At 68.8% G+C, this 14,321-nt stretch carries 12 protein-coding genes and 1 pseudogene; 3 read left to right on the top strand and 10 right to left on the bottom strand.

What is annotated here, in order from left to right; translation table 11 throughout:
• Positions 1-92: 92 nt before the first annotated feature.
• The 6 genes and pseudogenes from AB0D85_RS48595 to AB0D85_RS48570 form a co-directional block, all read right to left on the bottom strand.
• Positions 93-1,046, bottom strand: coding sequence for a hypothetical protein (locus tag AB0D85_RS48595; RefSeq protein WP_362336816.1), 954 nt, complete (start codon positions 1,044-1,046; stop codon positions 93-95).
• Positions 1,047-1,302: 256 nt separating this feature from the next.
• The gene (locus AB0D85_RS48590) at positions 1,303-1,620 is read right to left on the bottom strand and encodes a hypothetical protein (protein ID WP_362336813.1); all 318 of its coding nucleotides are present in this window, start codon (positions 1,618-1,620) and stop codon (positions 1,303-1,305) included.
• Positions 1,617-3,092, bottom strand: a complete 1,476-nt coding sequence (locus AB0D85_RS48585) for a UvrD-helicase domain-containing protein (RefSeq protein WP_362336810.1) — start codon at positions 3,090-3,092, stop codon at positions 1,617-1,619. Before AB0D85_RS48585 ends, AB0D85_RS48590 begins: the two co-directional genes overlap by 4 nt.
• A gap of 14 nt (positions 3,093-3,106) precedes the next feature.
• Positions 3,107-3,570, bottom strand: a pseudogene (locus tag AB0D85_RS48580) (hypothetical protein).
• Positions 3,567-4,433, bottom strand: a complete 867-nt coding sequence (locus AB0D85_RS48575) for a DUF6083 domain-containing protein (protein WP_362336807.1) — start codon at positions 4,431-4,433, stop codon at positions 3,567-3,569. Before AB0D85_RS48575 ends, AB0D85_RS48580 begins: the two are co-directional and overlap by 4 nt.
• Positions 4,434-4,603: 170 nt before the next feature.
• Entirely contained in the window at positions 4,604-4,867 is a 264-nt protein-coding gene (locus AB0D85_RS48570; RefSeq protein WP_362336804.1) for a helix-turn-helix transcriptional regulator, read from the bottom strand.
• A 200-nt stretch (positions 4,868-5,067) separates the two neighbouring features.
• On the opposite strand from AB0D85_RS48570, the gene AB0D85_RS48565 reads away from it, so the two are divergent.
• Together AB0D85_RS48565 and AB0D85_RS48560 are read left to right on the top strand one after the other, a co-directional pair.
• Positions 5,068-6,093 (top strand): hypothetical protein, encoded by a 1,026-nt coding sequence (locus AB0D85_RS48565; RefSeq protein WP_362336802.1) that lies wholly within the window; start codon positions 5,068-5,070, stop codon positions 6,091-6,093.
• A 154-nt stretch (positions 6,094-6,247) separates the two neighbouring features.
• Positions 6,248-6,844, top strand: a complete 597-nt coding sequence (locus AB0D85_RS48560) for a hypothetical protein (protein ID WP_362336799.1) — start codon at positions 6,248-6,250, stop codon at positions 6,842-6,844.
• 262 nt (positions 6,845-7,106) lie between these two features.
• Here the strand turns inward: AB0D85_RS48560 and AB0D85_RS48555 are convergent, their stop codons facing one another.
• The 4 genes from AB0D85_RS48555 to AB0D85_RS48540 form a co-directional block, all read right to left on the bottom strand.
• On the bottom strand, positions 7,107-7,829 hold the full coding sequence (locus AB0D85_RS48555) for a helix-turn-helix domain containing protein (RefSeq protein WP_362336796.1): 723 nt from the start codon (positions 7,827-7,829) through the stop codon (positions 7,107-7,109).
• Complete coding sequence (locus tag AB0D85_RS48550; RefSeq protein WP_362336793.1) at positions 7,829-9,946, bottom strand: hypothetical protein; 2,118 nt, start codon at positions 9,944-9,946, stop codon at positions 7,829-7,831. Before AB0D85_RS48550 ends, AB0D85_RS48555 begins: the two co-directional genes overlap by 1 nt.
• A gap of 25 nt (positions 9,947-9,971) precedes the next feature.
• The gene (locus AB0D85_RS48545; RefSeq protein WP_362336790.1) at positions 9,972-10,571 is read right to left on the bottom strand and encodes a helix-turn-helix domain-containing protein; all 600 of its coding nucleotides are present in this window, start codon (positions 10,569-10,571) and stop codon (positions 9,972-9,974) included.
• A 371-nt stretch (positions 10,572-10,942) separates the two neighbouring features.
• Entirely contained in the window at positions 10,943-12,388 is a 1,446-nt protein-coding gene (locus AB0D85_RS48540; RefSeq protein WP_362336788.1) for a hypothetical protein, read from the bottom strand.
• A gap of 750 nt (positions 12,389-13,138) precedes the next feature.
• On the opposite strand from AB0D85_RS48540, the gene AB0D85_RS48535 reads away from it, so the two are divergent.
• On the top strand, positions 13,139-14,131 hold the full coding sequence (locus tag AB0D85_RS48535; RefSeq protein WP_362336785.1) for a hypothetical protein: 993 nt from the start codon (positions 13,139-13,141) through the stop codon (positions 14,129-14,131).
• Positions 14,132-14,321: the final 190 nt, after the last annotated feature.

Raw genomic sequence — 14,321 nt, 5'->3', positions numbered from 1 at the left:
GGCCCCCGCGATGCCCGCTGGCAGGCCAGCAACCGGAATCACCCGTCCAACACGATCAGTCCAGCCCAGCCGCCCGAAGCGAAACAGCGAGGCTAGCTGGCCATGAGGTCGTTCTCGACGGCGGGGGTGATGCGGGTGAGCCAGAACTGCGCCTCGTCCGGTCCCAGGACCCGATCAAGGTTGAGGGTGGGGATCATGTTCTGGAAGACCCGGCCGACGCCCATGCCATAGTCTCCGTTCGGTGAGTGCAGTACCAGCACGCGGGTGCCATCGAGCGGTTCGATGTCGGCGGGCACCCCTTCCGGGTGGACGTAGGCGCCATGGCCGTCGAAAATGCGGAAACGGCGGAGCGCCGGATTGTCGGGGCCCAGGTACGGGTCGGCCTCCGTCGCTGCCTCGACCCACGAGCGGTCGGGGCGCACCCCTGGAACCATGCCTTGGCCGGAGTCGCCGATGAGCCGGTCCGCGAGCAGGGTGTGCAGCTGAAAGTTGTCCCCGACACCGCTCATCGTGAGGGCATACCCCCTACGCGCACGGGGGTTGAGGACGACCAGAGGCTCGTCGTCGAGGACGTTAGACAAGTCTCTGACCCAGGCAGCACGCTGCGACCGGTCGGCGACCGCTGCGGCGTACTCCCGCAGCTCGGCCTTGACCTCAGCGGGCACCGCCGCCCGGAAGGGACCGTGCCCCAAGACGGTGATCAGCGCCTTGAGCCAGTCCTCCATGTCGAACCAGGACATGGCGATCCGGGTCATGTCCCCTGTGTCTGGATGCCCTTTCGATCTGGCCAGCGTGACAAGAGCCTGCACCAGCTGCTTCGTACTGGCACTCACCTGCTCCGGCCGCCCGGGAGCCGCTTCGGCCCAGCACCCCGGGACCAGATCGTTGAGCATCATCGCCTCCGCCGCGCGCTGTGGCAGCACGTTGGCCAGCGCCATTGGTGAACCGCCCCACTCGACGCACGCCCCCGCCAGGACGGCCGTCTTGGCGAAGTCGCCCGCCAAACCCGGCAGCCACGGCGCAAGGGCCTCGACCGCGGCGGTCAAATCCGGGGAACCTCCCGCACGCGCGGTGTCTCCCAACCGCGACAGAGCCCGCCGGTAGCCACGAGCCGAACTTGACCTCATCTGCGCGACAAGCTCGTCAACGAGCCGGGGTATCTCCGAAGGCACGGCGGCACGCTAGCAGGGCCACGATCCTCACTTCACGGCTGGTGACCGAGCTAGGAACTCTGGGGTCATCTGCGCGCCGGGTGCTTGTCAGCAACATGACGCTGGCGCTGTCAACAGGAGATGCGACTCGCTACACAGCCACGACGCCGGATACCAGGTGGTCGTACTCGGCATCACCCATACGACCAGTGAAGCCGTAGGAGGCGGCATTCAGCTCCTTCTCCTTCCCGGTGACCGACGTAGTGGGCCGGATACCAGAGGTGTAGCCACCCTTGCGGCAGATCGTCGACTTCAGATTCGCCTGCGTGACCGCCGGGGAGATCGCGTCCGGCGTGCACTTCGGATCCTCCAACGGCTCGCTCTTCAGATACCGGTAGTGGCAACTGCACGCAGCCAGCTGCCGTTGGACCGTGTACGTCTTCTGCGGACCCGCCCCCACCGCGATCACCCGCCCGGCTCCGGCAGCGATCCGTGTGGATGGTCGTGGAACCAGGACAGGCCTCCGAGGTCGAGGCGGGAGCGTGCGCGGGTGACAGCAACGTAGGCAAGCCGGGCGTCTGCGTCGTCGATGGGTCCGGGTACGGCCCGGCCTTCGGCGTCCTGCTGGTCGGTGTCCTTGGGCGGGGTGAAATCGTCCGCGACCTTCACACTGGGCCATTCGCGGCCTTTGGCTTTGTGCGCGGTCGATACGGTCACCTGGGCGTGCTGCTCGGGCACGAGCCGGGCGACGGCGGTGAGGATGGCGTCGGTGCCGTGGGTGCCGACGAGGTCGACCAGGGGCTGCAGGTCGCGGCCGGCCGGGTCGTGGGCGGCGTAGTCTTGTAGGTCGCCCCAGGAGGGGAACAGGATCAGTTCGGGGTGGGTGGTGCGGCGGCCGTCTTTCAGGTCACGGGCGACCAGGGCCAGAGCGCGCAGGCTGTCTCCCACCTCGACCAGCGCGACGCGGTATCCGGAGGTCATCAGGTCCATGACCTGGGCCATGGCGCCGACGTTGGTACGGCACAGCACCGCGTCGGGCCGGGTGAGGGGGCCGAGTTCGGTGGGCACGTCGGGGGTTCCGGTCAGGCGGAGGGGGGCGTCGGCCAGGTGCAGCCAGCGGTTGGCTTCCACGGCGAGGAGGGGGCCGAAGCGGAAGGACTGGGACAGGGTCAGCTGGGTGCCGTCGAACCCGGTCATGACGTCTTTGGCGCCGCGCCAGTGGTAGATGGCCTGGGCGGAGTCGCCGACCATGACGAGCTGGGCGTGGTCGCGCTGGCTGAGGAAGACCTGTTCGACGACGGGGTTGGTGTCCTGGGCCTCGTCCAGCAGCAGGAAGTCGGTCTGGATGCGCGGCCGGGTGAGGGCCCAGATCTTCAGGTAGTGGTCGTGCTCGAAGCGGACCGCGCCATCGTCCGGGTGCTGCAGGTCCGTCCAGGCTTTGCGGGCGAAGGGCACGAGGTGGGCGGCGAGTTCGGCGTGCAGGGCGGCGTGTTCCAGGCCGCGCAGTGGCGGCACGTGGTGGCGGGTGATGGCTTCGTCCGCGGTGTGGCAGAAACGGGTGACGGTGCGCAGCGTGGCGTTAGAGAGGGCCTTTGGAGTCACCTCGCAGTCGCCGATGCGGATGGCTTTGGTGATGCCGAGGGCTCGTCCGGTCTGCCAGGCCGGACGGCGCGGCGCGTTCAGGCGACCGCTGAAGCGGTGGCCGACGGCCCCGTACGCCAGGGCATGCGCGGTCCTGCACTGGACGGTGTTCGGGAAGCGGGCGCCTGACGGTTGGGCGACGGGCCGGTTGAAGGCGAGGTAGCGGCCGCGGCGCCGGGTGGCGTGGGCGAGGAGGGCGAGGGTGGTGGTCTTTCCGGTGCCGGCACCGGCTTGCAGGGCCAGGTGCTGGCCGGCGTGGAAGGCGTCGGCGGCTGCGGTCTGTTCGTCGGTGGGGTTCATGGGGCGGGGTCCTTTTAGGGGCGGGTGAGGGCGTGTCCGACGGCGGAGAGCAGGTGCGCGGGGGTGGTGCTGGTGAGGAGTTGGCGTACGGCGTGGTCGAGTCGGTCGGCTTCCCGGTCGGCGTGCTCGGCCAGGGCGCGGTGGAGGGCCCCTTGTACGAAGCGTTCAGGACTCTGGTGCGCGCGGCGGGCGGCGGCCTTGAGGGCTGCGTTGGCGGCGGCCGGGAAGGCGACGTTGAGGAGCACCTTGTGGTCGGCGTCGGGGTAGTGCGTGGTGACCACGTCGATGGGCAGCCGTGCCCCGAGCTGGTGGCGCAGCCTGCGGGCGGCCTGGCGAGGGGTCTTGGCGTGGACGAGGGCCATGAGGCGGCTGGTGTCGTGGTTGGCGGCGAGCGGCAGTACCCGGGCGGCATCGCGAAGTTCGGCCTGGGCCAGGGGCGGGTGAGCATGATTTCAAGGGCGTGGTGCGGCATCGTCATCCCCTCCCCTGCCGGCGAGTCTGAAGGTGGGGCAGTCGGGTGTGGATGTGTGCCGCGTGCAGGAGCGGGTCGAAGACCTGCCATCCGGCCAGGGCGAGATCGGGAGCAGTTCCCGTCGCGTGAGTGGGGCAGTGCTGGGCGCGCCAGCGCAGTTGGTGTGCGTAGGGCAAATGGCTGAGGTCGTAGACGGCCATCGTGGTGTCGGGGAGGGTGAGTTGGCCTTGGCAGGGCCCGGTGGGTAGGAGTCTCCAGCGGCCTGCCAGGTGGCCGGGGGCGAGGACGGGGTGGGTGCAGCGGCGGCGTTGGCGGGTCTGGGCGACGCAGCGGATGTCTTCCAGGGGGCTGTGGCCGAGGTAAGGGACGAGGAGGATCCGGACGACGGGGCGGGTGGATTGTCCGGCCTCGCCGGTTGGCGCGGCCGCAGGAGCCTGGGGGCAGGGCTGGGGGGTGAAGGCGCCGGTGTCGATCATGCGGCGGGTGCCGACAGCGAGTTGGCGTCGGATCGCTTCGAGGCCCGGGGCGGTGCGGCAGGTGAGGGTGCGGCGGGGGCAGAGCAGGGCGTGCGGGATGCGGCACCAGTCGCTGCCGTCGCCGTGCGGGTGGGCGATGCCGCCGCCGATGTGCCAGCGGGAAGATTCGGGGACGTCGGCGACAGCCAGTTCGGCGGGGTGCAGGGCGATGGGTCGCTGGTCGGTGCGTTGGTAGAGATCGATGCGGTTGCCGCACTGTCGGCAGCGGCCGCTCTGACCGGCGCGCAGCAGGCGGCTGGGGCTGGCCAGGGCGATCTGCAGACCGCGGCGGAGGGGAACGTGGCGGGGGCTGCCGTCCCAGTGGCGGTCCGCGGGCAGGGGGTGGGGGCGCATGGCGGTGACCGTGCCAGGCGACACGCGGCAAGGAGTGCCGGGGCGGCCGGTATGTCCTCCGGCCGGCCCAGTCCGAGCGAACGGACATCCGAGGCAACGATCTCGTGTTCTATGCCTGCTCGCCGGTTCGGGTGAATTACGGCGAGGGCCACGCAGAGCGCACCGGCAGGTCAGCGGCCTTGCGTGCCGGGCGGGGTGTGGTCGTCGCAGAGGGGGCCCAGCAGGTGCTCGACGGGTACGTCGAAGGCGTGGGCGAGGGCGTGCCAGGTGGTGACGCTGCCGGTGGTGCGGCCGTGTTCGAGGTCGATGAGGGTGCGGCGGGCCAGGCCGCTACGAACGGCGAGTTCGTCGAAGGTCCAGCCGCGCTCGCCCCGCAGCCGCACGAGTTCGACGCGCAGCGCGTTGAGGTCGGGATCGGGCGGCAAGATCGTCACACCACCATCCGACGGTGCAGGACCCTGCCCTGTCAGTGCAGACCTATGCACTATCTGGCGAGACGGGAGTGACGTTCACGGTGCAGGGATCTGCACTACCGTGCGTCCGTTCCGGCCTCCAAAGGCCGGGCACCGACCATCGCGGCACGGACAGAGGGGAGGACGACCAGCCGATGAGGCTTGCCCGTACGCATACAGCAGTGCGGCGCATCTGGACTGTGGAGCTGCGTCCGCAGACAGGCGGCCCGCTGCTGGCCTGCCCTCATCCCCGCTGTGCGGCAGCCACTCCCCTGTCGGCCCCCTCCGCACGGTCCGCCGCGCTGACACACCTGGCTCGTCATGCCCGAGCGGACGTACTGCCCTCGCACCTGCGGACCTGCCAGTGCCGGGACCAGGGCTGCCACTGGCATCCGCGTCACCGCGGCTGCGCCGGCCCGGTCCCGCTCGCCCTCACCCTGGGCCGCGGCGGCCGCGCCTGGCGGCTCGCCGACGCCTGCGCGGCCTGCGCCGCCGCGACCAGCCACACCGCCGTCGTCCCCGACACACAGCTCGGCAGTCCGCGCTCCCCCACCCCGCCAGCGCCTACGCATGCTGGACACCGGCTCGGGGCCGAGGAACGCCTACGGGTGCGGGAGACGCTCACCTATCTTGCCGCCGCACTGCCTCAGTTCACCTCCCCCGCCGCCCGCCTGCTCGCCGTCCAGTGCACGCTGCGTGCCGACACCCGAGGTCGCGCTCGTCTGCGTGCGGGCCTGCTGCGCGGCATGCGCCTGCACGGGCGCAGGGAAGTCTGGGAGGAACTGGCCCAAGGAGCCTGGCTGCGATGCCCTGACCTCAGGTCAGCAAGGGTGGAGGTACAACTGCTCGACGGTACCGTCCTGGACCAGGCCCCCGGCAGGCGTGCGCGGTGCCGCGCCGCCCACTGGGCCTTGAACCCCACACCATCGCACCTGCCCTCGGCCTCACCACCCGCGCTGCACCTCGTCACCCTCATCCTGGCCGCGCACACCACCGACCGCACCACAGGCAGCCTCGACATGGATGTACTCACCCGCCTGAGCGGGCACTCGCGGCAGCAATCGGCCGAGCTGCTCGACCGGCTTATCGCCGTCCGGGCGCTGGCTGCCTGGCACCAGAACCGGGACACCGACGAGGTGTTGTGGGAACTACCCGCACACACGAAGGCAACGCCTGGGACATGGTGCCCGTTGCCGCCCATCCGGTAACGGCACGCACAGAGCAGGCGTTGTACACAGGGAAAGCAAGGCTTCCCACCCGTAATATCGCCGCACCGGGGCACACTGCGACCGGAGTCGCTTCCCTGACTCGCCGCAGCCACCCGCCGGCGCTTCAGCCCGGCCATCAACCGAGGAGAGAACGATGCCCGAAAGTACGGCTCACGCCACCGAGTTGGCTTCGCAGTACATCAGTCAGGTGACCAGCGACCTCGAACGCAACGTCAAGGAGCAGGAACGCATCACGGCCGAACTCGCCGGGCTCCAGGAACAGTTGGCCACCTTGCAGCAGGACCACACCGTGCTGGTCACCATGCAACAGGCGCTCGGCGTCCCGGCCGCAACCCCCGAGCCGCCCAGCACAAGCAGCGCCGCGGTGCCCTCCCCCCGGAAGAAGACGGCATCCGCATCCGGCACACGCCGGCCGGCAAAGAAGGCATCAGCGCCACAGCCCGAGGACAAGAAGACGGCTGGACCCACTGGACCCACGCTGGTCGACCTCATCCACCAGCATGTGGCTGACCAGAGCAAGCCCCGTTCCGCGGCAGAGATCGCGGAGGCACTCAGGAGGGCGCACACCGAGCGCACCATCGACACCAAGGTCGTGCGCACCACCCTCGAAAACCTCGTGGCCAAGAGCCGCCTCCACCGAACCAAGCAAGGCTCGGCCGTTTTCTATACCGCCACGGCCGCCCCCGAGCCCCTTGCGGCCGAGCCGCAGCCGGAGGCCCCGGCCAGCTGAACATCCGCCGCCCGGCGCACTCCTCTGTCCCATAATCCGATGGTCTTGGCGCCGAAGACCCACTCGCGGGGCTCCGGCATACCGCAGTGCGCGGCTGCGACAGTGCCGAGCAGAGGGGCAACAGGGAAGGCCCTTGGGCCCCTGCCTGTGATTTCCATGCCGCTGCAGTCGGCTGTCCAGCAGGCAGCCGCAGGGCCGTGGTCACTCAGTGACAGCGGGATGCAGGCGCCCGAGGTCTTGCCGAACCCCCGCTCCTGACACGTCAGCGCGGGCGCCAGGTGCGGATTTCCAGGTGGATGATGTGCGCATCCGGGCGGATGCGGCCGGTCTCTACCAGCCATTGGTGGACGGCTGCGGTGACGTCTCCGCCTGCGGCGTCGACGCGTTGAGCGAAGCTGGCGGCGTCGTGCCCGCCGGTCTGGGAGGAGCCGTAGGAGCGCTCCTCGGTGTGATCGGTGCGCTGGATGACATCGCGGCGGATGCCGGGGGAGTCGGTGCGGCTGCCGGAGGGGTGCACGTAGCCGGTCTTGGCCAGGCGGACGGTGAAGGCCAGGCGCAGGCCGTGGCGGACGGCTTCGGCGATCAGGGGGCGCAGGCGGGAGGAGCCGGAGGCGATCGCCTGGGCTCCGACGCGGCCGGTGCCGGAGCCGGTGGGGGTGATCAGGACAGCTTTGCTGCGTACCCGGGCTGTGGCACCGGAGGTGGTGGTGCGGCGGGTGATGTGTCGGCTTGCGATGGAGGCGAGGTCGGTGAGGTCGGTGATGCCGCCTGTCTGGACGGCGGCCAGGACCTGGCGCAGGGCAGGGACGAAAGCTGCGCCTTTGTTCTTTGTGTAGAACTGGGACACCAGGGAGGCGTCACGGTTGATGATGCGGGCGATATCGCGCTTGGTGTAGCCGACTGACTGCAGTTGGTCGGCCAGCTGAGCGGCCTCGTTCAATTCGCGTTGCCCGGTGGGGCGGTTGCGGCGGGGGCGGGGTGGCATCAGGCCTCTCCTGCGCTGGGGGTGAGGGCGGTGCGTCCGGCGTCCCGCAGGGCGAGGAGTTCTGCCTCGGTGGTGGGTGCGGCTACGGGACCGATGAGGTGGCCCTTGAGGAGGTAGTCGCCGGGCTGATGGTGATGCGGCCAAGCCTGCGGCTGGGTGAGGTAGAGGGCGTCGGTGCGGAAGGCGACGACGCTGCCCGGTTCGGTGTGCAGGGCGCCGGCGTAGGTGTTGTCGTCGCGGTGGCGCTGGGTGAGAAGGGCTGCGCGGGCGCCGGACCAGATCGCGGCGGCCCATTCGGGGTGGGCGTTGGGGTCGCGGCTGAAGCCGGTGGGTTTCTGCCAGGTGATCTGTTCGTCGTCGAAGCCGATGATTTCGGCGTCCGGCGGGATGTCGCGTTCCAGGGTGCGGGGGGTGGTGCCGGTGACCATGCGGGGGCGCTGGGCGAAGGAGCCGATGCCGTACAGGAGGATGGCGCGTACCGCGCGGGAGGCGAGGTGGGCGGCGCGGGCCTGCTGGGCGTCGCCCTGGAAGTGGGCCTGGGCGGAGAGGTTGGTCCAGGTCTCTTTGAGTTTCTTGGCCCAGTCGTCGAGGGGTTTGCCGTCCTCCCACAGGATGCCGTCGAGGATTTCGATCTTCCACGGGGTGAGGGGGTTGGTCAGGGCGGTGTGGATTTCGGGGCCGCCGGCCCAGGTGGTGAAGGTCGTGCCCGGGGTTGCCGGGTAGTGCCAGGCGCGGTCGCCCGGTGCGGGGGCGGGCAGGATGCCGACGTGGTTCCAGGTGTCGGGGACGGTGGCCCGCACCTGCCAGTGGCCGCAGCCGTACAGGGCCCGGGTCTGTTCCTTCTCGCTCCAGGAGGCGAAGGTGGCGGCGGTGATCCGGCGGGGGGTGCCGACCGGGGATTTCCAGGTGTGTTTGGCGTAGGCGAAGGTGCGGTCGTACTCGACGAGTTGGGGCAGTTGGTCGGGCACGCGGGGCGGGAGGACGAGTTCGTTGCGTCCCTGGCCGGCGGTGGCGTGCAGCAGGCCGCGCAGTTCCTCGGACAGGACGGGAAAGCCTTCGGCGTGCTGGCCGCGGGTGGGGATGGTGCGGGTCCACAGGTCGCGGCCGGTCTGCGACGGGGAGCCCATGACGACGGCATCGGTCCAGTGGCGGCGCAGCGCCTGCCACAGCAGCACAAACGCGTCCCGGACAGTGGCCGGGTCGTCGCCCCCGGTGTCGAACCACTCCCCCACCGAGCGGATTTCGACGTGGCCCTCGCCGTTGTCGCGCTGGTAGCGGCCGACGGGATGGCGGGCGTGGACGAAGTGCCCGGCCATCCGGTCCTTGCCGCGGCCGGTGTCGGTGCGCCAGCCCGGCGTGGGAGCGTTCAGCCAGGCCGCGACGGCATCCCTCAGGTAGGGGTAGCGGTCGGCGTCACGGTGCCAGGGGTCACCGGCGGTGATGTAGATGCGCTCCGTGCCCTCGGGCAGGGTCTGGAAGACGGCGGTCAGAATAGCGGCGACCGAGGTGTCGGCCAGGTCGAGGCGGTAGGTCTCACTGCGGTGCACCAGCACGCCCGTGTCCGTGTCCAGGAAGACCGTTGACCGGGCCTGCTGGGTGAAGTTCGGCGGCGTAGAAAGCAGGTTCGGAGTGTGCGTGAACCAGCTACTGCCCACAGCCCCCTCGGGGATCGACGGGAGGGCACGCGGCGCGTCCGGGGCTGCGGACTTCGCGCGGGCAGGGTCCTTGGCAGGAGCAGCGGGAGGCGGGACAGCGGCGGGCGGTGCCGGCGGGGCGGCGGCCATCGCGGGCGCCACCGCTCCTGCAGGGGCGGGAGGGTGGGGTGAGCTCTTCGTGCCGTCAGCAGCTGGGACGTCCGGCTCGGAGTGGGCCGGGCCGGTCTCGGCCGTGGTGAGGCGGTCGGGGGCCAACGTGGGGGCCAGGGTGACGATGTCGGCCACGCTCAGTCCGGCCGCCGGGGCGATCCGTTCCGCCTTCGCCTTCACATAGGAGGCCAGTTGGATGATCAGCTTGTCGCGGTCCGCTTCCTGTTTCATCAGTACGGCCCGGGTCCTCTTGATCTGGTCCCGCACGGTGCGCAGATCGGCGAGCGCTGTGCTGTAGCTCTGTGCGTCCATCGGGCGTTCCTTGTCCGGGCCGGGTTCAGTCGACGGTGGCGTGAGTGGAAACGTAGGCGAGGGTTCCGCCCGAGTGGGAGACCAGCCGCGCGCCCAGCAGCTGTTCGGCAAACTGCCGGTCGCCTCCGATCTGGGAGGTGACGCATGTGTGCGGGGCGGCCAGGTCGGTGACGTAGCCAGCCAGACGAGCGTCAGGAAAGGCGTGACGGCCCTCGGAGTTCTTCTCCCACCGCTGAAGGCCAGTCAGGACAGCCACCACGTAGCCCGCGAGCGTGACCGGCAGCACTACCCCGGCCGCGACACTCGCCGGGTCGCACCGCCACCAGCCGCGCAGCGCCTTAAGTAGATCCTCGGGCGGAAGGGCGGCAGCGAAGCCGAGCCAGGAGCGTTCCGGTCCCTCCATCCGCCGGGCCACATCCACCCGCAGGACGGCGATCTCCTCGACCGGCAGTCGATCGAGCGGCGCCTGCCGCCGCGTCTGCAGAGCCTGGACGACCTCAAGCGGGATCATGACGCGTACGCCGCGGCGGGACAGGCCCGGCAGCAGCCCGGCAGCGATGAGGCGGCGGAACGTGGTGATCGCGCAGCCAAGCTCTTCCGCGGCCTGTCCAGTCGTCAGCAGCACTCCACCCCTACCTCATCCCTGATCAGATATCTGATTCGGCATGAAGTGTAGTTCGGAAGACGAAAGGGCGTCAAACTCTTGCTGGCATGGCATGGCCAGATTCGCCGACCCAACCAGCAGAGGACGCGCATACCGGACCATGACCCAGGCCGCCCGCTGCCAGGCAGCGCAGGCGTCCTGCGGACCGCACCGGCTGCGGCCTTTGGCTGCACTTCGGCGGCCCGCAGGCAACAGCGGCTGGCAGCCGGGGAGTTGCCCGCGAACTGCGGTTCGGCAACGGCCGCGACCCGAGGCAACCACATATCGCCGGTTCGCCGGGAGGGCTTACTGGCCAAGCGGAAGCCTGATGTTCTCTGGTCCGCCAGTCCTGGTCAGGTGGAAGAATCGAGTTGATCGAGCCATGCGCGGGCGGCACTGGCTGCACGGCGGATAACCTGCTCATCGGCACCGACCCTGCTGATCACTCCGATCCTGCGGTTAAGGCGTGCGTTCACTTCCCGATGTGTGGCACCTGTCGCTTTGACGAGATCGTTGACCATGGCCGTCAGTCGGACGTGAGGGTTTGGACCGGTATCGACTTCACCGTCATACTCTCGATCCCACTCGGGTTCCGGGTCATATAGTGACTCGCGCTCCGAGCAGTCAGCGCAAAACTCTAAGACTCCCTCGACCTGCGCTTGCCCGCAGCTCACGCAGACCCAGCTGTCGCAGTTCGCGCACGACGTCAAGGCCCCGTCGGAGTCGTGTCCCCAGGCACGTTCCTGCGACGTGCACTGGCCGATGCACGGCCGCGACGCGAAGGAGGGGTTCGCTGCAGGTTCCAGCACGCCGTCGTGGGCCTCGCGAGCAGCCAGTTCTGCCTTCCAGCGGGCACGGTTTTCCTTTCCACGCCGATTGCGTGCCTGCTCGAGGGCTTCCCTTTCTTCAGGCGTGAGGTGGCCAGCGCACGCGGCTACAGGAGAAGGGAGGTCATCGTAGGCTGGCCATTCGGCGACCGGGCGGCGGCATCGGCGACCAGTGGTCTTGCCATACCGGGTACATACTGACGTCTGGCCCCTGACGAGATCCTCCCGGCCGACGGCGGAGGATGCTTCCTTGGCGTGCGTCTTGGACGCCTGCTCGGAGGCTGCTCCCTTGTCCAGCTTTGCCTGCAGGATTTGCCGCCAGTCGTCACCGATCTCGGGAAGCGCAAGAGCGGCACTGACGCCATCGACCTGCAGGCCATGCCGTCCCGCCACGTGCACGAACACCGGCTGAATGGCTGCGAGGACCTCATCGGTGAATTGGGGGACGCGATAGGGCGACACGATGAGAACGGCGTCTGCCCGCCCCCCGGAGCGGTTGCCCGGTATCAGTTCCACGTTTTCTACATCCGCCAGCAGGGCAGCAGCCTCGCTATTGCCCTGCTCATACATCAAGAACGCCGTTTGACCCAGCACGCGATGCAGGGTGGATGCCGCTGACGCGGCTGGCCGGGGCGGCAGGGCAGCAGTGGCGGCAGGTGCATGCGCTGGCACCGCCGTGCTTGCCGGCATGAAATACAGGGGCGCAGGTGGTGTTTGCTCGAGGACCGACTCAACGGCGGCTGGACGGCTGAGAACTTCCTCAAGCACCGCCTCGAGCACGGGCGCGGAGTCCGAACTGACGAAGTTGTCCACCGCGCCCTGGTTGACCCAGGCCAGTGTCAGCGTGGCCCCGTCGTAGAAGGACACGTTCGCGTTCTGACTCAACAAAATCCAGGTGAACCGCCGCCGTTTCTTCACTGCTTCCAGCACCTGCGGCCACAGCTCCTGCACGACCATCGTCTCGTCCGCCATATCCGCTCCCCATGTGATGCGCTTTTAGCAGCGTAGAAAGAGGCACTGACAACTAGGTTCACCACAAGGGCAGTTGGCTTGACCTCGGCAACCGTTGCTGACCCGTCATGACATCGCTGCGTGCGACGAAGCAAAAGCCCCTGATCCGCAGCACCGTCGGTGCCGGGTGGTTCCGGTCGACGGTGCGGGGCACCGGATCGAGTTGATGCACGCGGAGGCCGCCGGCGGAGGCACCACGACTCGAGCAGGGCCAGGTTCAGTCGTCAGACGTGCTGCGGCTGATGTGCCTGCCGCAGACGGCGCGTCGAACACATTTCGAACTTAGAGCGGATCCATACTCGGCAAGATTTTTTCGGTCATTTGTTCCTATGTGTTGCCCGGATTCAACGCGCGTAGCACGCGGCAGTCCGCCGTCTGCCTTTAGTCGACGGGCCCTGGCTGGAAGTTCGGCTCGCTGCTGGTCACCGGCAGGATGTTCCGCCTCGCCTTGGCGTTCGAAATGTCATCAGCGCAGGTTAGAGCGCACTTTTGACGGGCAAGAGTGGGAACTCTGATTCGCGCCCTTGCACAGGGGAGGGGCACTGTAGAGGCAGGGTCTGACAATGGGTCGGTTCGGCCGGTGCGGCGGATATGGCGTGAAGTTTCGGCTACCGCCCGGTACCGCAACCAGACGCTGCATGTGCTGCCGGAACGGTGCGCCAGGATGCGCCTATGAGTCTCACCTCGTCCCTCAAGGAACCGACGTCAGCGATGTCGCAGTTCCTCACCGAGCATCTGCCGGGCGTCGATGATCTGTTATCTGACTACCGCAGGCGTCTGGTCCGTTATCCGGCGCCGGTGGGTCCCGCTGCCGGCATGGGGCAGCGACCGGAGTACCGGATGCTGGGTCACACGATCGACCACCGGCTGCGGATCAGTCTCGGAGCGTCCACCGGCCAGCCGATCAAAGAAGGGATCGTGCGGGCGGCTATCGACGACGACGGCTGGCCGGCTCCTGACGTCATCAGCACGGTGCAGGCAGCGGGCGCGGTGTTACTGAAGGAACTGGACCAGTACGAAAGCAGCGAAGGCCAGCCGCTGGCGTGCGACTCCGAGACGGAGGACCGTCTGGTGCGGCTGTGCCACGTCGCCTCGAGCTTCGAAGCGATCTTCCGCCACGTGGGATGGATACGCGGCAACAGTCTGGGCTCCAGCCGGCCAGGTGCAACGCTGGATGAAATCGTCGATGCCGTACCGCCCTACATCGTCGACGACATCCGCCAGCAGATGAGGTTGGCCGCACATCCCGGCCCCTTCGACGGCCTACGGCAGCTGCCCGCCGCGCAGCGCCTCTGCGGGCCCGTCTTCGACGGCAGCCTCCATGTAGGAGGAGCCGACGCCGACTTCATCCTCCGCGGCCAGTTGATCGACTGTAAAGCCACTATCCGCCCCGAGCGGATGGGCCGCGCTGAGTTCTACCAGCTCGCTGGCTACCTTCTGCTGGACTACAGCGACAGCTACTCCATCGAATCCGTGGGACTGTATCTGTCCCGCCAGGGCGCCCTTATCGACTGGAACGTCGCGGACTTCCTGGGCTTCATGGGCTCACAGCTCGAGCTGCCCGACCTGCGCGCTGCTTGCCGGTACGCGCTGACCGACGGTGCGGCCGACACGCCCCCGCCGCCGGAGGACCAGCGCCGCCTGCTCCCCCGCCCGCGCAACGCACCCCCGGTCCAGGACACCCTCTTTGGCAACCTGCCTTGATCCACTGCGGCTACTCCAGCTGACCCTACGGCAGCCGATAAGCGCAAAGGGCAGCGAGTGGAATGGCTCTTGCCTGCCTCCCGTGAGCGTTCATGCCGATGGCCGTTGCGCGGCAGGATCTGCTGGGCACCCGGTCCAGGACGAGGAACTCCACGAGAGCTGAATGCCTTGGCGGCCATGCCCCGTCGGG

It is taken from the genome of Streptomyces sp. NPDC048277 (genome assembly GCF_040652235.1).
Classification (GTDB): domain Bacteria; phylum Actinomycetota; class Actinomycetes; order Streptomycetales; family Streptomycetaceae; genus Streptomyces.
This window is presented reverse-complemented; position numbering and strand designations above follow the sequence as displayed.